The 17,212-nt window shown below is 61.0% G+C and carries 17 protein-coding genes, 1 tRNA gene and 1 pseudogene (1 of these 19 cut by a window edge); 8 read left to right on the top strand and 11 right to left on the bottom strand.

Features of this window, described 5'->3' with window-relative positions; genetic code table 11:
• From glsA to JWJ88_RS14460, 3 genes are all read left to right on the top strand, one after another.
• Nucleotides 1–211, top strand: partial view of a glutaminase A gene (glsA, locus tag JWJ88_RS14470; RefSeq protein WP_205296490.1) — the 3' end only. It extends 791 nt beyond the left edge of the window; the window shows 211 of its 1,002 coding nt (coding positions 792–1,002); the start codon falls outside the window, past its left edge; it ends in the stop codon at nt 209–211.
• 28 nt (nt 212–239) lie between these two features.
• Nucleotides 240–1,847 carry an MFS transporter gene (locus tag JWJ88_RS14465; protein ID WP_205296489.1) on the top strand — a complete coding sequence of 536 codons (1,608 nt, stop codon included), beginning with the start codon at nt 240–242 and terminating at the stop codon, nt 1,845–1,847.
• A 274-nt stretch (nt 1,848–2,121) separates the two neighbouring features.
• Complete coding sequence (locus JWJ88_RS14460) at nt 2,122–2,715, top strand: HdeD family acid-resistance protein (protein WP_205296488.1); 594 nt, start codon at nt 2,122–2,124, stop codon at nt 2,713–2,715.
• A 41-nt stretch (nt 2,716–2,756) separates the two neighbouring features.
• Here the strand turns inward: JWJ88_RS14460 and JWJ88_RS14455 are convergent.
• The 6 genes and pseudogenes from JWJ88_RS14455 to JWJ88_RS14430 all read right to left on the bottom strand — a co-directional run bounded on the left by JWJ88_RS14455 (nt 2,757) and on the right by JWJ88_RS14430 (nt 9,307).
• Nucleotides 2,757–4,126, bottom strand: a pseudogene (locus tag JWJ88_RS14455) (nucleobase:cation symporter-2 family protein).
• Nucleotides 4,127–4,501: 375 nt separating this feature from the next.
• Nucleotides 4,502–5,548: a quaternary amine ABC transporter ATP-binding protein gene (locus JWJ88_RS14450; protein ID WP_205296487.1), complete on the bottom strand. Its 1,047-nt coding sequence runs from the start codon at nt 5,546–5,548 to the stop codon at nt 4,502–4,504.
• Nucleotides 5,545–6,426 (bottom strand): ABC transporter permease, encoded by an 882-nt coding sequence (locus JWJ88_RS14445; protein ID WP_205296486.1) that lies wholly within the window; start codon nt 6,424–6,426, stop codon nt 5,545–5,547. Before JWJ88_RS14445 ends, JWJ88_RS14450 begins: the two co-directional genes overlap by 4 nt.
• A gap of 74 nt (nt 6,427–6,500) precedes the next feature.
• Nucleotides 6,501–7,496 carry an ABC transporter substrate-binding protein gene (locus tag JWJ88_RS14440; RefSeq protein WP_205296485.1) on the bottom strand — a complete coding sequence of 332 codons (996 nt, stop codon included), beginning with the start codon at nt 7,494–7,496 and terminating at the stop codon, nt 6,501–6,503.
• 421 nt (nt 7,497–7,917) lie between these two features.
• Nucleotides 7,918–8,811, bottom strand: a complete 894-nt coding sequence (locus JWJ88_RS14435; RefSeq protein ID WP_205296484.1) for an ATP-grasp domain-containing protein — start codon at nt 8,809–8,811, stop codon at nt 7,918–7,920.
• A gap of 412 nt (nt 8,812–9,223) precedes the next feature.
• A tRNA-Tyr gene (locus JWJ88_RS14430) sits at nt 9,224–9,307 on the bottom strand.
• Between the two features lie 164 nt (nt 9,308–9,471).
• On the opposite strand from JWJ88_RS14430, the gene rlmB reads away from it, so the two are divergent.
• The 3 genes from rlmB (at nt 9,472) to JWJ88_RS14415 (ending at nt 11,422) form a co-directional block, all read left to right on the top strand.
• Nucleotides 9,472–10,269, top strand: coding sequence for a 23S rRNA (guanosine(2251)-2'-O)-methyltransferase RlmB (gene rlmB, locus JWJ88_RS14425; RefSeq protein WP_205296483.1), 798 nt, complete (start codon nt 9,472–9,474; stop codon nt 10,267–10,269).
• A gap of 155 nt (nt 10,270–10,424) precedes the next feature.
• Nucleotides 10,425–10,784 carry a YHS domain-containing (seleno)protein gene (locus JWJ88_RS14420; protein ID WP_240200332.1) on the top strand — a complete coding sequence of 120 codons (360 nt, stop codon included), beginning with the start codon at nt 10,425–10,427 and terminating at the stop codon, nt 10,782–10,784.
• A 185-nt stretch (nt 10,785–10,969) separates the two neighbouring features.
• On the top strand, nt 10,970–11,422 hold the full coding sequence (locus tag JWJ88_RS14415; protein WP_205296481.1) for a CoA-binding protein: 453 nt from the start codon (nt 10,970–10,972) through the stop codon (nt 11,420–11,422).
• Nucleotides 11,423–11,492: 70 nt separating this feature from the next.
• On the opposite strand, the gene JWJ88_RS14410 is transcribed toward JWJ88_RS14415, so the two are convergent.
• Nucleotides 11,493–12,512 carry a ribose-phosphate pyrophosphokinase gene (locus JWJ88_RS14410; RefSeq protein WP_205296480.1) on the bottom strand — a complete coding sequence of 340 codons (1,020 nt, stop codon included), beginning with the start codon at nt 12,510–12,512 and terminating at the stop codon, nt 11,493–11,495.
• A gap of 81 nt (nt 12,513–12,593) precedes the next feature.
• On the opposite strand from JWJ88_RS14410, the gene JWJ88_RS14405 reads away from it, so the two are divergent.
• Together JWJ88_RS14405 and JWJ88_RS14400 are read left to right on the top strand one after the other, a co-directional pair.
• Nucleotides 12,594–13,193 carry a 2-hydroxychromene-2-carboxylate isomerase gene (locus tag JWJ88_RS14405; RefSeq protein WP_205296479.1) on the top strand — a complete coding sequence of 200 codons (600 nt, stop codon included), beginning with the start codon at nt 12,594–12,596 and terminating at the stop codon, nt 13,191–13,193.
• Nucleotides 13,190–13,960, top strand: coding sequence for an alpha/beta fold hydrolase (locus tag JWJ88_RS14400; protein ID WP_205296478.1), 771 nt, complete (start codon nt 13,190–13,192; stop codon nt 13,958–13,960). The genes JWJ88_RS14405 and JWJ88_RS14400 overlap by 4 nt, the downstream gene beginning before the upstream one ends.
• Nucleotides 13,961–13,966: 6 nt before the next feature.
• Here the strand turns inward: JWJ88_RS14400 and JWJ88_RS14395 are convergent, their stop codons facing one another.
• The 4 genes from JWJ88_RS14395 to JWJ88_RS14380 form a co-directional block, all read right to left on the bottom strand.
• A complete protein-coding gene (locus JWJ88_RS14395) occupies nt 13,967–14,326 on the bottom strand; it encodes an H-type lectin domain-containing protein (protein ID WP_205296477.1) in 360 nt (119 codons plus the stop codon).
• Nucleotides 14,327–14,429: 103 nt separating this feature from the next.
• Nucleotides 14,430–14,876, bottom strand: coding sequence for a F0F1 ATP synthase subunit epsilon (locus JWJ88_RS14390; RefSeq protein ID WP_205296476.1), 447 nt, complete (start codon nt 14,874–14,876; stop codon nt 14,430–14,432).
• 9 nt (nt 14,877–14,885) lie between these two features.
• Nucleotides 14,886–16,310: a F0F1 ATP synthase subunit beta gene (gene atpD / locus JWJ88_RS14385; RefSeq protein ID WP_205296475.1), complete on the bottom strand. Its 1,425-nt coding sequence runs from the start codon at nt 16,308–16,310 to the stop codon at nt 14,886–14,888.
• Between the two features lie 17 nt (nt 16,311–16,327).
• The gene (locus JWJ88_RS14380; RefSeq protein WP_205296474.1) at nt 16,328–17,200 is read right to left on the bottom strand and encodes a F0F1 ATP synthase subunit gamma; all 873 of its coding nucleotides are present in this window, start codon (nt 17,198–17,200) and stop codon (nt 16,328–16,330) included.
• Between the last annotated feature and the right edge of the window lie 12 nt (nt 17,201–17,212).

Raw genomic sequence — 17,212 nt, 5'->3', positions numbered from 1 at the left:
CTCGGGCGACTGGCTTTACGAGATCGGCCTGCCCGGCAAAAGCGGTATCGGCGGCGGGATCGTGACCGTTTCACCCGGTAAGGGCGGTCTGGGCACCTTTGGCCCCCGGCTGGACGAGGCCGGCAACAGCGTGAAAGGCCAGCTTGCCACGCAGTTCCTGTCGCAACGGCTGGGGCTGGATCTGCTGATATCGGCCCCGAAACGGGCCTGACCCGACATCGCAAGGAAAGGGATAGCCGATGACGACGCTAACTGCGCCAGAAGACGAGGCGCTAAAGTCCTGGACCCCGATGATGGCCATCGTGCTGGGACAGGCCATCATGTCATACAACGTCGCCTCGCTACCGGTCGCACTTAGCGGCATGGTCGCCAGCTTCGGAGTGCCGCCCACGACGGTCGCAACCGGCATCGTCGCCTATTCGATGATCGTCGCAGGTTTCGTCATGCTGGGTGCCAAGCTGGTCCAGCGTTATGGTGCGTTGCAGGTCTTTCGCATCAGCGTCACGCTGTTCGGCGTGTCGCAGGTGTTGATGACCTTCAGTCCCACAGCGACCGTCATGATCACCGCACAGGCGCTTTGCGGAGCGGCAGCGGCAGTCATCGTGCCCGCGCTTGTCGCACTGATCGCCGAAAACTATCAGGGAAAACAGCAGGCGACGGCAGTTGGCCTTTTGGGTTCGGCTCGCGCCGGGGCCGGAGTCCTTGCCTTTCTGATCGGCGGGGTTCTTGGTACCTATATCGGTTGGCGTCCAGCCTTTGGCGTTTTGATCGCCGTTTCAGGACTGGTGCTATTTCTCAGCTTCAAACTGAAGCCCGATCAGGGCCGCCCGGATGTAGAGATCGATATTCTGGGCGTGATCCTGGCTGCAACGGCAATCATCCTGATCAGCTTTGGCTTCAACAACCTGAACGGCTGGGGTCTGGGCGTGGCAAGCGCAAACGCGCCCTTCTCGCTTTTCGGCCTGTCACCGGCACCCGCGATGATTGTCCTGGGGATTTTCCTTGGCCAGTGTTTCCTTGTGTGGTGCCGCCGCCAGACCGCTGCGGGGCGCACGCCGCTGATGCCGCTGGTCATCCTTGAATCCCCGCAAGAACGGGCCGCAGTCTATGCCATGTTCGTCGTCGTCGCGCTGGAGGCGGCACTGAACTTCTCTGTCCCGCTTTATATCCAGATCGTGCAGGGCCGGTCTCCGCTGGCAACCACGGTCGCCATGCTGCCCTTCAACCTGACGGTGTTCTTTGCTGCGGTGCTGATCGTGCGCTTTTATGATCGCTTTACACCGCGCCAGATCGGACGCTTCGGCTTTCTGCTCTGCACGGCGGCGCTGATCTGGCTGGCTTGGGTCGTTCGCAATGACTGGAGCTCGGTCCCGGTGATGTTCGGCCTTATCGCATTCGGTATCGGTCAGGGCGCTTTGGTCACATTGGTGTTCAACGTGCTGGTCACCTCTTCGCCCAAAGAGCTGGCGGGCGATGTCGGCTCGCTGCGGGGCACGACACAAAACCTTGCCTCCGCAGTGGGCACCGCCATTGCCGGGGCGCTTCTGGTCGGGTTGCTCAGCGCCGCGGTCATGACCCGGTTGGCGGCCAACCCGGTGCTGACGCCCGACATTCAGGCCGCCGTGAATCTGGACAACATCAACTTCGTCAGCAACGATCAACTGGAGACCGTCATCGCCGCGACCGACGCCACGCCCGAGCAAAAAGCCGAGGCGCTGCGGGTCAACAGCGAAGCCAGGCTGAGGGCGCTGAAGATCGGTCTTTTGATCATGGCGGGAATGGCGCTGCTTGCGATCATTCCGGCCGGGCGACTGCCCGATTACAAACCCGGAGAAATCCCGGAATAGCCCCAAATAGAACGCCCGGTGCAAACCGGGCGTTTTGCGTTGGGAACGGCGGGGTTCGGCAGCAGGCAGGAAAGCTTTGGGGCATTCTTGCCGCAATTCAGGACTGCGACTTTCAATCTGAAAGCTTGCTAGAAAGGGATAAGTCACGCTACGCTTGGGCGATATATCGGCGCGGCCAACGCTAAGGTTCAAGCCGAATGTATACATTTCCTAGCCAGCCTGCCGCACATCCCATAGCGGTCGCGCGGCAGGTCTTCAGACAGGTGTTATAAGAATGTCGTACTCTGTCGAAACCGCCTCGCAGATCCTGCGCGATTCGGTGCAGAATCTGTTTCGCAAATATTCGATCTGGTATCTGGCGCAGGGCGCCCTGATGGTGCTGGCCGGCATCTTTGCCATCGCTTTTCCGGCGCTGTCGTCGTTCGCCGTGGTGGGCGTCCTTGGTTGGCTGCTGATCTTTGCCGGCCTTTTGCAAGGCACAGGGCTGATCGGATCGCGCTCCTCTCAGGCATTTCCGCTACATATCGTTTCATCCGTTCTGTTCGTGATCGTCGGCATCATCTTTCTTCGCAACCCGGCCGACAGCCTGATGACACTTAGCGTGCTGCTGTTGGTGCTGCTGATGGTGCAGGGGATCTCGCGCATCGTCTTTGCACTGACCATCCGACCGCTGACCCACTGGATCTGGGTCCTGGCCAGCGGTATCGTCGAGATCGTGATCGCGATCATCATCCTGGTCGGCATGCCGATTACCGCGCTATGGCTGATCGGTGTCCTGTTGGGCGTCGCGCTGATCAGCGAAGGAGCTGCCATGGCATGGCTTGCATGGAATATCCGCCGCCACCGCCCCCTGCCCCAACAGGTTTGACCGCAAGGGCGCGCGGTTTGCACGCGCGCCCAAAGCCGGGATCAGTGACTTGCCAGCCTGACCAGCGGCACTTCGTCCCCGTTCGCATCGTAGAGCCTGCCGTTTTTAAAGTAATCCCCGTCCTGAAGCTGCGCGACATCTGCATAGCGGATCGTCCGTTCCGCCGCAGCGCCAAAGACCGAGGGCTGATCCGAATTGCCGGCCGTGAAATGGTTGAACAGAAGATTAAGGGTAATGGCCATCAATGCCGATGAGCTGATGCCCGAATGGAAGATGGTCTCCACCCACGCGGGGAACTGATCGTAGAACGTCGGCAACACGATCGGAATCGTGCCGAACCCGATCGAGGTCGCCACGATGATCAGGTTCATGTTGTTCACATAATCCACCCTGGACAGGGTGCGGATGCCGCTTGCCGCAACTGTCCCGAACAGCACGACACCAGCTCCGCCCAGAACCGGGTTGGGAATCGCGGCGACCACCCGCCCCATCACCGGGAAAAGCCCCAGCGCGACGAGGATCAATCCACCCGTCGCCACGACATAGCGGCTTTTGACACCGGTCACCGCCACAAGCCCGACGTTCTGGCAAAGGCGCTTTGCGTGAAGGACCCGACGACCGGCGCAAGCATGCTCGACAGCATGTCGGCGCGAAGCCCATCGCCCAACCGCTGCGAATCCACCTTGGTCTCGACGATCTCACCGACGGCAAAGATATCCGCCGAGGTTTCGACCAATGTCACCAGAATGACGATGAACATCGAAATGGTGGCCGCGACACCGAAAGTCGGCCATCCGAAATGAAAAATCTCGGGCAGAGCAAAAACCGGTCCTTGCGGGACCTGAGAGAAATCGGTCATGCCGGCGGCATAGGCGATGACTGTGCCGATGACCAAGGCAAGCAGGATCGACAGCCGGGATATCGCAGCATTCCCGACCTTGCTGAGCAGCAGCACGATGGCCAGTGTGACGCCCGCAAGCAGAATGTTTGCCGGACTGCCATAATCTGCCGCATTGCGGTCCCCGCCCATGGCCCAGGATCCGGCGACCGGCATAAGCGTCAGGCCGATCGTGGTGATCACGATGCCGGCCACCAGCGGAGGAAAGAAGCGTGTGATCCGCGAAAACACCGGCGTGATCAAAAGCCCAAGAAACGAGGACGCAATGACCGCGCCGAAAATGGCCTGTATCCCTCCGTTCGCCGAAATGGCGATCATCGTCGCGACTCCGGCAAATGAGACGCCCTGCACCAGCGGCAATTGGCAACCAAAGAAGGGCACGCCGATGGTCTGAAGGATGGTTGCGACCCCGCCTGCAAACAGTGACGCCGTGATCAACAATCCGATCTCGGCAGGCGTAAGGCCGGCAGCTTGTCCGACGATCAGTGGAACGGCAACGATACCGCCGTACATGGTCAGAATGTGTTGCATGCCATAGGCCAGATTGGCGGCAAGGCCCAGCCGCTCATCCTCTGGCCGAATTGATTCTGCTTCTGTAGTTGTTGCTGTTTCCACGACGATCTCCCCCTCTTGTCGCAAGCAGGCTCTCTCCCTGTAAGATTGGGGGAACTTATCGGGATAAGTCGGGAACCACTTTCACAGAAATCTGTAATCTGAGTTAAGGTCTGATATAAAATCGACGCTGGGCTGTGCAAATATCCTGCGCGGGCCTTGAGTGGCGGGGGGGGGGGCGCCGCGAAAGCTGCGCAGCGCGACCGGGCCGTACTGCATGACACATGATATGATTGTGCCGCGGCAGGGCGTCAACCTGCCGCGGGCCGGTTTGACCTAATCCTCGCTGGCCGCATCGACCGGATTGACCATGGCCTCAAGGATACCGGGCAGGTCGATGATGCCCACCAGCCTGTCTCCGTCGCGGACCCGCGCCTCGAACACGCCTGCCTTGGTCATGCGGCGTGCGACCAGATCCAGTCTCGAGCGTGCCTTGACCTGAAATTCAGGCATGTCGCGGCTTTCGTCAGCCGGCGTGGCGATGGTGCGCGCCTCGATGATGCGGCCCCGATTCACCTCACGCACGAATTCGGCGATATAGGCATTGGCGGGATGCAGCACGATTTCCTGACCGTTTCCCACCTGCTCCATCGCCCCGTCCCGCAGGATCGCGATCTTGTCGCCCAACCTTAGCGCCTCATCGACATCATGGGTGATGAAGATGATGGTCTTGCGCAATTCCTGCTGCAACTCCAGCAGGATAGATTGCATATCCATGCGGATAAGCGGATCCAGCGCCGAAAACGCCTCGTCCATCAGCAAGATCTCGGCGTCGTTGGTCAGGGCTCGCGCCAAGCCTACGCGCTGCTGCATGCCACCAGAAAGCTGCCGGGGATAATAATCCTCATAGCCCTGCAATCCGACCCGGCCGATCCAGTGCCGGGCGCGTTCCTCGGCCTCGGCAATTCCGCGGATATTCAGGCCATAGGTCACGTTCCGCAGCACGGTGCGGTGCGGCAGCAGGGCGAATTTCTGGAACACCATCGCGGTCTTCTGCCGCCGGAAATCGCGCAACTGGCTGGTCGTCATGGTGACAACGTCCTGCCCGTCGTACAGCACCTGCCCCGCCGTCGGCCGGATCAACCCGTTGATATGGCGGATCAGCGTCGACTTGCCCGAGCCGGACAACCCCATGATGACCGTAATCATGCCATGCGGAATGGTCAGGTTGATGTCATGCAGGCCCAGCACATGGTTGTGCCGGTCGTTCAACTCGACTTTAGAGAGCCCGGCCTTGACCGCCGCAACGTGGTGTCCGGCATCGGGCCCGAAGATCTTGTAGAGATCGCGGATTTCGATGTCATGCATGCCCGCTTCGCTCATTTGCCGGCCTCCGTGTGCTTTTGCAACCGTTTGCCGTAGGCCTGCGTGGTGCGGTCCATGATGATGGCGATGGCGACGATGGCCAGACCGTTCATGACCCCCATGGTGAAATACTGCTGGTTGATCGCCTGAAGCACCGGCTGCCCCAGACCCCGCACCCCGATCATCGAGGCGACGACGACCATGGCAAGGCTCATCATGATGGTCTGGTTGATCCCCGCCATGATCGTTGGCAAGGCCAGCGGCAGTTGCACATCACGCAGCTTTTGCCAGCTGGACGAACCAAAGGCTTCGGCCGCCTCCAGCACGTCCGGCGCCACCTGTCGAATGCCCAGATTGGTCAGCCGGATCACCGGCGGAATGGCATAGATCACCACTGCGATCACGCCCGGCACTTTGCCCAAGCCAAAAATCATCACCACCGGGATCAGATAGACAAAGCTCGGCATGGTTTGCATCATATCCAGGATCGGCGTCACCATTGCGTTCATGCGGTTCGACTGCGCCATAAAAATGCCGATGGGAATGCCCACCACCACGGCGATAAGGGTGCAGACAGCAACCATGGCGATGGTGCGCATCGTGTCCTCCCACATGCCGAAATAGCCGACCACAAGCAGTGCCAGCACTGATCCCAGCGCGATTTTCCAGCTTCGGCTCAGCAGCCAGATCCCCAACGCCAGCACAGCCAGCACCAGAACCCAGGGCGAGCGGAGCAGCAGGTTTTCGATAAAAGTCAGCAGTTTTTGCAGCGGTTCGAACATCGCCTCCAGCGTGTCGCCCCATGCGCGGGTAAAGTCCCGGAATGCTCCGTCGATGGTCTGACGCATCGCGCGCAGGTTTCCGCGGCTCATTTCCGGGAAGCGGATCAGGTCCATATTGTTCATCCTTTGGAAATGGAAATGGGCAAGGCCGCGTCGGCGACCTTGCCCGTCAGGCGCGAATGCGCGGTTTACAGAGCGGCCCGAACCTTGTCGGCCACGTCGGCGGGAACCCAGGTCGTCCAGATGTCCTCGTGCTGTTCGAGGAATTCATAGGCGGCATCTTCGTTGCTGGCCTGGTTTTCAACCATCCATGCCAGCATCGTATTGACGGTGTCGTTGGTCCAGGCCCGTGTCTTGACGTAATCCATGGCCACGCCCGCCTTATCGGCGAACTCCTTGGTCACGGCGGTGTAGACGTCGGAAACCGGCCATTCCGTCACTTGCGGATCGGCGCAATCGGGAATGACCATGCAGGTGTCCCAACGCTCGCGGTCAAACTCGGCCTCAAGATCCAGCTTGGTCATGTCATATTGACCCAGAATGGCCGTGGGCGCCCAGTAATAACCCAACCAGCCTTCGTTGCGGTTCGCCGCGCGCGCGATCGAGCCATCCAGCGCGGCGGCCGAGCCGGAATCGACCAGTTCGAAGCCCTTTTCCTCGGCTCCCGAACCGACGAACTGGTTGCGGTTGATCGCCTGACACGCCCAACCCGAGGGGCAGCCGAACCACGCGCCCTTGCTGCTGTCCTCAGCCCCGGGGAACAGTTCAGGATGTTCCAACGCGTCCTTGAGCGTGCGGATATTGTGCTCTTCGGCCAACCATGTCGGCACCCAGATACCCTCGACCCCACCGTCGGACAGGATCTGCGAGGCGATCACGATCCGCCCCTCTTCCACGGCTTTGTCCAGCGGCTCCTTGACGGCATTGACCCAAAGCTCGGGGGCCATGTCCGGCTCGGCCTTTTCGTTCATCGAGGCGAATGTGGGCATGGTGTCGCCCGCGACCAGTCCCACCTCGCATCCGTAGCCCTCTTCAAGGATGATCTTGTCCACCCAGGCCGCCAAACCCGCCGAGGCCCAGTTCATTTCGGCGACAGTGATATTGCCACATTCCTCGTCCGCGGCAAATGCAGGGGCGCTTAGTGCAATAAAGGCAAGCGTGGTCGAAGCAAGAAGTCTGCCCATCAAATATTATCTCCGGATTTTCAGCACGCACAAATGATACGGCGCGCGGCGAAACCAACCGGCGCTCAGCCCCGGTCACCTCCGCGGGTCGGTTGCGACCCTGTTGCGTGGAAAGGGACATTGGCCCCGATTTCGATGGCAGGCATTATACAGTCTCAGGAGAAAAGTTCAAATCCGCATCGGTATTTCCGCATAAGCAGAATTTTCGGGCGCGGTCGTGCAGGCGGATTTCTGCAAGACGGGGTAGTATAAGCCCTGCCCGAAACCGCCCCCGCCACGGTTCGTAAATCAAGGTTAACTAATTGAAAATCATTTATAATATTAGATAAATTTTTTTTGCTTCCACACTGCGCGTGGGTGCAAATTCGGAAATGGGGCCGGCCGGATGCAGCGGCACAGACCGGCCCCTCTACAAGAGGGATCAGGCGGCCACTCGCAACTCAGTCGACAAAGGCGCCCGGACGGGCTGGTCACTCGTTGCCTCTGCAAGATAGCGCAGAAGATAATCGCCCACATTCCCAGTCAGCGAACCGCCCAGCCGGGGGTTGATCTCGAATATCCTGGGCTTGCCGTCGACCTCCCGAAAATCGATGCAGCAGGTGCCGTCGTGGAAACCGATCGCATTCAGAATATCGTCGAAGAGGTCAAGATGTTCCGAACCCTCTTGCCATTCCAGCTTGTTGTAGCCGGTATTGATCCCCTTCACATGCGGTATATCCGGCATATCGAATTTTGCTGTTCGCGCAAATACGATCCTGCCTTGACGCAGCAGCAGATGGGCCGAAAGCTCGACCGTTCCGGGGATATATTCCTGTAAGAACTCCTCCGCCGGATTGTAAAGAAGGGGCGAGCCCACCTGTGCGAAAGCAATGCGAGACTGCTTTCCCCATTCGTCCTGACGGCGCTTGATGATGACCGGTTTATCCGGGGAAATCAGGTCGATATCCGAAAGCACGGTCGGGACGTAACTTCCAAAGCCCACGCGGGCCATCAGCCAGTTGAACCTGAGCTTGTCGTCACAGCTTTCCTTCGCCTCGACACCGGGAAACAACGCGTTGAACTTTTCGCCGTTGGCGCGCCTTTGATCCAGAATATCGCGGTCCCACAAGGTCAGTGGGATGACGGCGTCAAAACCGGACAGGTCCGCATGCCGAAGATTCGCCATCTGGCTCTTCATGCCGATTGCCTGCGCACCGTGTTGCAGAGCCTCGCGCCAATCCGCCTTCATTCCAAACAAAATACTCGTCACAACAACCCCCCACTTGAAAACACCTGAATGAAACAGCGCGCGAACGGCAATCAGCCCGCGAAACACAACCTATAGATGCCTCTGCTCTGCCTGCAGGAGAAGCTGACTTTTTAGATAGATAGCACCTCCCGACAACGTCCCGGACCTCCGGCAATGGACCCAAGACGCATCCGACTGGAGTTCGGGAATACCGCCGCTCCACTGCAGGTGGACATCGTGTGAACTGCCAAGAGCAATGAGGCGCAGATCGTCGGGCAGAGGGAGGTATGGATAGCGTGATGGCTTTTGGCGGTTTGAGAAGAGATGCAAGGTCGCTACCGGAACCAAGCTTCGCCTTGATCCGTCCGCAAACGCGTCTCAACCACCTCGAACGGGAGAATCTGTTGTTGTCGGCCGCACCCAATCAGAGCCATGATTGACGGTCTTTCGGGTTAAAACCCTTCAAGAAGCCGGGACCAAGTTTTCAGGAGATGGGAGATGGTGGGCGACCCTGGAATCGAACCAGGCATGGGTCTCCCCGGCGGAGTTACAGTCCGCTGCCGCACCTTGCAGCACGTCGCCCGCCGAGCGTTTTCGGCGTGAGGCGGTGATTATCTCGACCGACAGGGGGCGTCAAGCAGGGATCAGTGGAAAATTCGAACTTACTTGCACCACAGGACGCGTCGTCGTGAAGGTTGCATTCTGCGGCATTTTCTGCGCAGTCGGAACAGCAACCGGGAATGCGACATGACCGAGAAACCACAGAAATCCAAGAAACCCACATGGGTCATCGATAAAGAACGCGCACGACGCGCCGCCGCGGCCGAAACCGTCTGGCTGTTCGGCCTGCATGCCGTGCGCGACGCGCTGGCGAATCCCAAACGCGAAAAGCTGCGGCTGGTGGTCACCCGGAATGCGCTGGACCGGCTGGGTTCCTTGCCGCAGGATCTCGCCCCGGAAATCGTGGATGCACGTACCTTCGACCGGACGGCACCGCTGTCTCCGGAAAGCGTGCACCAGGGTGCCGCGCTGGAGGTGAAGCCGCTGAAATGGGACAGCCTGGCCGATCTGGCACTTTCAGGTCCGGGCAGGCCGCTGCTGGTGGCCCTGGACCGGGTCACCGACCCGCATAACGTCGGCGCTATCCTGCGCTCGGCCGAGGTATTCGGTGCACGGGCCGTCATCGCGCCCGCGCGCCATTCGGCGCCTGAAACCGGCGCGCTGGCCAAGACCGCTTCGGGCGCTCTGGAACGGCAACCCTATCTGCGGGTCACAAATCTGGCCGATACCCTGATCGAGCTGCAGTCCATGGGCTACACGGTGCTGGGCCTTGACGGCACGGGCGACGAACCCATGCCCGAAGCGCTGCGGGAATTGTCGGGTCGGGCGATCTGCATAGTGCTGGGCGCCGAGGGGCCCGGTCTGCGCGAGCGCACGCGCGAGACTTGCGACCGTATCTTGCGCATCCCCTTCGCGGCGGACTTCGGCTCGCTCAATGTCTCGAACGCGGCGGCGGTTGCGCTATACGCCGCTTCACAGAGCTGAGCCCAACCTTCACATCGGCGCTAGAAACCGCCCGTCCCGGTTGAGAATCACCAACTGATTTGCCAGATCGGAAGCACAGCTGCACCGGACCGCGCACCGCCATGATTCGAACGATACTTACCAGTCTGATACTTGCCCTGCCCGTTTACGGGGCAATGGCGCAGGACTGGGCATTGGATGGCATGGATCCGGTCTCGTACGGAACGGATAATGCCGCCGTGCCCGGGCGCACGGATCTGGTCACGGTATGGCGTGGTCAGGCATGGCACTTTGCCAACGAACACAACCGCAATCTCTTCGAGGCAAATCCAAAGGCTTACGCGCCAGGTCTGAGCGGGCTTTGCGTCGTCGCCTTGTCCGAGGGGCGCTCCGAGCCCGGAAATCCACGCTATTTCGTAGTGATCGGCCAGCGCACTTACTTTGTGCGCTCCGAGCAGGCGCGCAAGCGACTTCTTGCCGATCCCCAGCGCGTTTTGATGCAAGCCAAGGCCATCTGGACGCGGATGAATCCCTGAAATCTCACTTTTTTGCGAGCGGGGTGGAACTTTTTAGCCACTATTCCCATTTATTTACTGAACATGACCACGGAACGGTCGTGTTCAGATCACTGTCCCTCGTTCCGCGACTTGCGCCCGGCCAGACCTCTGGACCGGGCGCTTTTTCCATGCCACTTTCGGTTGAAGATCTGGGGGAGGATCAGATGAACCTGGCAGTACTTCGCGATATCGGCACCTCGCCGGTCGATGACGACATTGCACGCATCGCTCGCACCACGCAGTGCATCGCCATCGTCGGCCTGTCGCCAAACGAAGACCGGCCGTCCTGGGGCGTCGCCCGTTACCTGAAATCGCAGGGCTATCGCATCATCCCGGTCAATCCGGGCCATGCTGGCGGCACCATTCTGGACGAACGGGTCTATCCCGACCTGCGGGCGATTCCGCCGGAAATGGCGGTGGATATGGTGGACATCTTTCGCCGGGTCGAGGCTATTTCCGCCACCGTCGATCAAGCCATGGCGCATCTGCCCCGGCTTGGCACGATTTGGATGCAGCTTGGCGTCCGCCACCCGCAGGCGGCCGGTCGCGCACGCGCACGCGGCCTGACAGTGATCGAGGACCGCTGTCCAAAGATCGAGTTCCCACGCTTTCTCTAGCGTCGCCCGAAGCATCATAGAAAAAGGCCCCGATCCAGAGGACCGGGGCCTTTTTTATCTTTCTCCGCAATCAGAGGCCGGAGTAAAGCCCTTCGTAGATCGGGCCCAGCGTATCCACCTCGAAAAGCGAACTGACCGAGGTGCCGTTCCAGATGTTCAGGATCGCCTGCGCAAACATCGGCGCAGTCGGCACGATGCGGATGTTCGAGGCGGTTTTCACATTGTCGCTCGGCTCGATCGAATCGGTGATGACCAGCGATTTCATGACCGACGACTGCACCCGCTCGACCGCAGGACCCGAAAGCACGCCATGGGTGATATAGGCGTGCACCTCGGTCGCGCCGTGTTCGGTCAACACCTGCGCCGCCTTGCACAGCGTGCCGGCCGTGTCGCAGATGTCATCGACGATGATACAGGTCTTTCCGGTCACGTCGCCGATCACCGTCATTTCGGCGATCTCACCCGGTTTTTCGCGGCGCTTGTCCACGATGGCCAGCGGCGCGCCGATACGCTGCGCAAGTTCACGCGCCCGCGCCACGCCGCCCACGTCCGGCGAGATCACCATCAGATCCGACAGGCGCTCGCGGAAGTTGTGCTTGATATCCAATGCAAAGACCGGAGCCGCATAAAGGTTATCCACCGGAATGTCGAAAAAGCCCTGAATCTGCGCGGCATGCAGGTCCAGCGTCAGCACCCGGTCCACGCCCGCCTCGGTCAGCAGGTTCGCGACCAGCTTGGCGCTGATCGGCGTGCGGGCCTTGGCGCGGCGATCCTGTCGGGCATAGCCGAAATAGGGAATCACCGCCGTGATGCGTGCCGCCGACGAACGCTTCAGCGCATCCGTCATGATCAGCAGCTCCATCAGGTTGTCGTTCGCCGGGTTCGAGGTCGGCTGGATGATGAACATATCCTCGCCCCGGACGTTCTCATAAACCTCGACAAAGATTTCCTGATCGTTGAAACGTTCAACCCGCGCTTCGATGGGCGCGACATTCATCCCCCTGTGCATCGACATGCGGCGGGCGATTGCATTGGCCAGAGGCCGGTTGGCATTTCCCGCAATAAGCTTGGGTTCGGTCATGGCCGGCATGGGCTTTCCCTGTCTGGATTCGTGCGATTGCACCCCGCTTAGCACCGGGCTAGCCTGCCCGCAAACCCCGAGGATAAAACCATGGCGCATATCGACTATTACTTCGGCACTCCCAGCCCCTGGAGCTATCTTGCCGGGAGCCGGCTGGAAGAAATCGCGGCGCGACATGGCGCGAAGGTCACCTACAAGCCCGTCGATCTGCTGCAGCTTTTCGACCGGACCGGAGGGGTGCGCCCGGCGAATCGTCACCCCGCGCGCATGGAATATCGCGGCCAGGAACTGCGCCGCTGGTCCAGTCACCTGAACATGCCGCTTAATCTGAAACCTGCCTTCTGGCCGGTGAACCCCGCGCCGTCCTCTTATGCGATCATCGCGGCGCAGCAGGCCGGCGGCGGCGATCTGCCGGGGCTCGTGCAAAGCTTTCTGCGCGCCGTCTGGGCTGAGGATGCCGATATCGCCGATGATGGGGTAATCCGCGAAAAGCTGGCCGCCGCAGGTTTCGACCCGGAGCTTGCAAACAAAGGGCTGTTCATCGGTGCCGAGACTTTTGGCCGCAATCTGGAACAGGCGGTGGAGGCCGGGGCTTTTGGCGCCCCTTTCTATATCGTGACCGAGACCGGAGAGCGGTTCTGGGGCCAGGACCGGCTGGACTTTCTGGACAGCCATCTGGCCGCCCTATGAGCACGCTGCATCTTCGAAGCTGGTCGGGCAACGCGGACCGCCCGGCGCTGGCATTGCATTGCATGATGGGCAACGGCGTTTACTGGGGCCCGATTGCCGAGCAGTTGCACGACCGCGTGCAGATCAGCGCGCCGGACCTGCCCGGTCACGGGCAAAGCCCTGATTGGGAGGAGGGCGCGTCGGATTACCACACATTCGTCACGCGCGAGACCGCAACGCTGATCGACCGGCCGCTGGACCTGATCGGCCACAGCATGGGCGCGACCGTGGCGCTGCGCATCGCCGTGGCCGCCCCCGAAGCCGTGCGCAGCCTGACGCTGATCGAACCTGTGTTGTTCGCGGCAGCGCCCGAGGCCTTTAACGAAGCGTTGCTGGACGACGTTGGCGCCCGCCTCGCCGCAGGAGAGGATGCCGAGGCGACCCGGGCCTTTCTTTCCGTCTGGGGTGGGCTGGACTGGGAATCGCAAACTCCATCGGGCAAGGCACGCCTGACGCGGCAGATTCGTCTGGTACAGGCCAGCAACGAGGCGCTGCGTGAGGACAGCGCCAATATCTTGCGACCGGATGGGCTTGAATCCATCGATGCACCGGTGCTGATCGTCATGGGGAATGAATCGCCGCCGGTGATCCCCGCGATTGCCGATGCGTTGGCATCACGGCTGCCCGATGTCGGGCGCGCCCGCGTTCCCGGCGCCGGACATATGCTGCCGATCACCCATCCGCGGCAGGTGGCCGAGTTGATCGGACTGAATTTGGACCGTGCCTGATCGCGGTCAATGCGCGTCCCAGTCATCCTCATGCCGCAAGGGTCCGATCGCAATCCAGTCCGCCCGCACGCGGGCGACGCGGGTATCGGCCCAAGTACGAAATTGCAGCTCAAACCCCTCCTGGGTGATATTCACCGCGCGGATATCGGCCCGCTGGTTGGCGTGGCGGTCCACATCCCACATGCCCAACGACACATGGACCGCCGGAGGTTCGGCGAAACTTTCCTTAAAACGCACAGCCTGAACCTCAACCCGGGGGCCCTGCCCGGTCCACATTGGCCCGTCGCTTTCAAAGGCCGAGAACATTTCGACCGAGCCCTGCGTCACTCCCATGGCAAAATGACCAAAACTTCGCAATTCACGCATCTCCCCATTCGAGCTTTCTTCCTTTACTTCATGAAGGGTCGATGTGTGAAATAAAAAAAGCCCCGGAAAACCGGGGCTTATTAATTATTTAGTCAAATTTCAGCTAATGCGGGAAATTTGCATGGTTCGGATCAAGTCCAATATGAGTGCCAAGCGCCTCCATATCCGCCAAGAGCTGGACCGCCGCAGCGACCAATTCCTCGCCAGCGGAGTCACGCTCTTTGGCGGCCTCAATCCGACGACGGGCCTGAACCATCATCTCGTTGAAGACTTCCTGCGTCATCTCGGCGCGGGGATGCCCCCGTTCAGCCAGCAGGGTGACAGAATCGCCGTTGATCTCGGCGAAACCGCCGGTCACTGCGAACTCCGTCTCGGACCCATCGCCTGCCACCACGGTCACCAGACCGGGCCGCAGGTTGACGATGGCCGGCGCATGGCCGGGCATCGCCGTCAGGTCGCCTTCGGCGCCGGGCAGGCGCACCTCGCGCGCCGGGACGGAAACCAGGTTCCGCTCCGGCGACACAAGGTCGAACTGCATCGTGTCGGCCATATCGCCCCCTTACGCCGCGTCAGCGGCGAGACGCTGAGCCTTGGCTTTCACATCCTCGATGCCGCCGACCATATAGAAGGCCGCTTCCGGCAGATGGTCGTATTCGCCGGCCACAACCGCCTGGAACGACCTGATCGTGTCCTCCAGCGGCACCTGCACACCATCCGAACCGGTAAAGACCTTGGCCACGTCGAAGGGCTGCGACAGGAAACGCTGGATCTTCCGGGCGCGGGCCACGGTCAGCTTGTCCTCTTCCGACAGTTCGTCCATGCCCAGAATGGCGATGATGTCCTGCAGCGACTTGTACTTCTGCAAGATACCCTGGACGTCGCGGGCAACCTGATAATGCTCTTCGCCGACAACCGACGGATCCAGGATCCGCGAGTTCGAGTCGAGCGGGTCCACGGCCGGGTAGATCCCCAGTTCCGAGATCGCGCGCGACAGAACGGTCGTTGCGTCGAGGTGGGCGAAGGTCGTTGCCGGAGCGGGGTCGGTCAAGTCGTCGGCCGGAACGTAGACGGCCTGGATCGAGGTGATCGAGCCCGACTTGGTCGAGGTGATGCGTTCCTGCATCGCGCCCATGTCGGTGGCCAGCGTCGGCTGATAGCCCACGGCCGAGGGGATGCGGCCCAACAGTGCCGACACTTCCGAACCGGCTTGGGTAAAGCGGAAGATGTTGTCGACAAAGAACAGAACGTCGGTCCCGGTCGCGTCGCGGAACTGCTCGGCCACGGTCAGGCCGGTCAGCGCCACGCGCATACGCGCACCCGGAGGCTCGTTCATCTGGCCATAGACCAGCGCCACTTGCGATTCCGCCAGGTTGTCCGGCTTGATGACGCCCGATTCCACCATTTCGTGGTAAAGGTCGTTGCCTTCACGGGTCCGTTCACCGACGCCCGCGAACACCGAATAGCCCGAGTGCACCTTGGCGATGTTGTTGATCAGTTCCATGATCAGAACCGTCTTGCCCACGCCGGCGCCCCCGAACAGGCCGATCTTGCCGCCCTTGGAATAGGGGGCCAGCAGGTCGATGACCTTGATGCCGGTGACCAGAATCTCGGATGCCGTCGCCTGCGAGGCAAAATCCGGGGCCGGCTGGTGGATGGAGCGGGTCTGGGTTGCGGCAACCGGGCCGCCTTCGTCCACAGGCTCGCCCACCACGTTCAGGATGCGGCCCAGCGTCGCGTCGCCGACCGGAACCATGATCGGGCCACCGGTGTCCCGCACCGGCAGGCCGCGGACCAGACCTTCGGTCGCGTCCATGGCGATGGTGCGGACGGTATTTTCGCCCAGGTGCTGGGCCACTTCCAGCACCAGACGTTTGCCGTTGTTCTCGGTTTCCAGAGCGTTCAGAATCGCAGGAAGCTGGCCGTCGAACTGCACGTCGACGACGGCGCCGATCACCTGCGTGATTTTTCCATTGGCCTCTGCCATGTGTTTACCCCTACGTGTCAGAGCGCCTCTGCGCCCGAGATGATTTCAATCAGTTCCTTGGTGATCGCGGCCTGACGCGAGCGGTTGTAAACCGTCGTCAGCCTGTCGATCATGTCGCCGGCGTTGCGCGTGGCGTTGTCCATGGCGGTCATCCGCGCGCCCTGTTCGGACGCCGCATTTTCCAGCAACGCCGCAAAGACCTGCGTCGCCACCGAACGCGGCAAAAGCTCGTTCAGGATCGCGTTCTCGTCCGGCTCGTAGTCGTAAAGCGACGAAGCCTCGGCCTCACCCGCTTCGACCACCGCGGGGATGACCTGCTTTGCGGTCGGAACCTGGCTGATCACGGATTCGAAGCGGTTGTAGAACAGCGTCGCCACATCGAACTCGCCCGCGTCGAAACGGTCGAGAATATCGTCCGCGACCTGACGCGCGTTCTCATAGCCGATGCGCTTGACCTCGCTCATGTCGAAATGCCGGACGAAGAGGGCGCTGTATTCGCGCTTCAACTGCTCGCGGCCCTTCTTGCCGACGGTCAGGATCGCCACCTGCTTGCCTTGCGCCTGCAGCTCTTGCAGGCGCAGCCGGGCGAGCTTGACGATGGACGAGTTGAACCCGCCCGCAAGCCCGCGCTCCGAGGTCATCACCACCAGCAGGTGACGGCGATCTTCGCCGGTGCCTGCCAACAGCCGTGGCGCCATGTCCGAGCCAGCCGCCGCAGCGGTCAGGCCGGCCATGACAGAGGCCATCCGGTCGGCATAGGGACGCGCGGCTTCCGCCGCTTCCTGCGCCCGGCGCAGTTTCGCAGCGGCGACCATTTGCATCGCCTTGGTGATCTTGCGCGTGTTCTTGACGCTGCCGATCCGGTTCTTGAGATCCTTGAGGCTGGGCATTTATTCCCCCTC

This window comes from Paracoccus methylovorus (genome assembly GCF_016919705.1).
GTDB lineage: Bacteria > Pseudomonadota > Alphaproteobacteria > Rhodobacterales > Rhodobacteraceae > Paracoccus > Paracoccus methylovorus.
This window is presented reverse-complemented; position numbering and strand designations above follow the sequence as displayed.

What these genes read in the sequence shown, in the direction of transcription:
- JWJ88_RS14465 (WP_205296489.1), top strand. Translation starts at nt 240, where the DNA reads ATGACGACGCTAACTGCGCCAGAAGACGAGGCGCTAAAGTCCTGGACC.
- JWJ88_RS14460 (WP_205296488.1), top strand. Translation starts at nt 2,122, where the DNA reads ATGTCGTACTCTGTCGAAACCGCCTCGCAGATCCTGCGCGATTCGGTG.
- JWJ88_RS14450 (WP_205296487.1), bottom strand. Translation starts at nt 5,548, where the DNA reads ATGAGCGAAGCGGGCATGCATGACATCGAAATCCGCGATCTCTACAAG.
- JWJ88_RS14445 (WP_205296486.1), bottom strand. Translation starts at nt 6,426, where the DNA reads ATGGACCTGATCCGCTTCCCGGAAATGAGCCGCGGAAACCTGCGCGCG.
- JWJ88_RS14440 (WP_205296485.1), bottom strand. Translation starts at nt 7,496, where the DNA reads ATGGGCAGACTTCTTGCTTCGACCACGCTTGCCTTTATTGCACTAAGC.
- rlmB (WP_205296483.1), top strand. Translation starts at nt 9,472, where the DNA reads ATGACCGAGAAACCACAGAAATCCAAGAAACCCACATGGGTCATCGAT.
- JWJ88_RS14420 (WP_240200332.1), top strand. Translation starts at nt 10,425, where the DNA reads ATGGCGCAGGACTGGGCATTGGATGGCATGGATCCGGTCTCGTACGGA.
- JWJ88_RS14415 (WP_205296481.1), top strand. Translation starts at nt 10,970, where the DNA reads ATGAACCTGGCAGTACTTCGCGATATCGGCACCTCGCCGGTCGATGAC.
- JWJ88_RS14410 (WP_205296480.1), bottom strand. Translation starts at nt 12,512, where the DNA reads ATGCCGGCCATGACCGAACCCAAGCTTATTGCGGGAAATGCCAACCGG.
- JWJ88_RS14405 (WP_205296479.1), top strand. Translation starts at nt 12,594, where the DNA reads ATGGCGCATATCGACTATTACTTCGGCACTCCCAGCCCCTGGAGCTAT.
- JWJ88_RS14400 (WP_205296478.1), top strand. Translation starts at nt 13,190, where the DNA reads ATGAGCACGCTGCATCTTCGAAGCTGGTCGGGCAACGCGGACCGCCCG.
- JWJ88_RS14395 (WP_205296477.1), bottom strand. Translation starts at nt 14,326, where the DNA reads ATGCGTGAATTGCGAAGTTTTGGTCATTTTGCCATGGGAGTGACGCAG.
- JWJ88_RS14390 (WP_205296476.1), bottom strand. Translation starts at nt 14,876, where the DNA reads ATGGCCGACACGATGCAGTTCGACCTTGTGTCGCCGGAGCGGAACCTG.
- atpD (WP_205296475.1), bottom strand. Translation starts at nt 16,310, where the DNA reads ATGGCAGAGGCCAATGGAAAAATCACGCAGGTGATCGGCGCCGTCGTC.
- JWJ88_RS14380 (WP_205296474.1), bottom strand. Translation starts at nt 17,200, where the DNA reads ATGCCCAGCCTCAAGGATCTCAAGAACCGGATCGGCAGCGTCAAGAAC.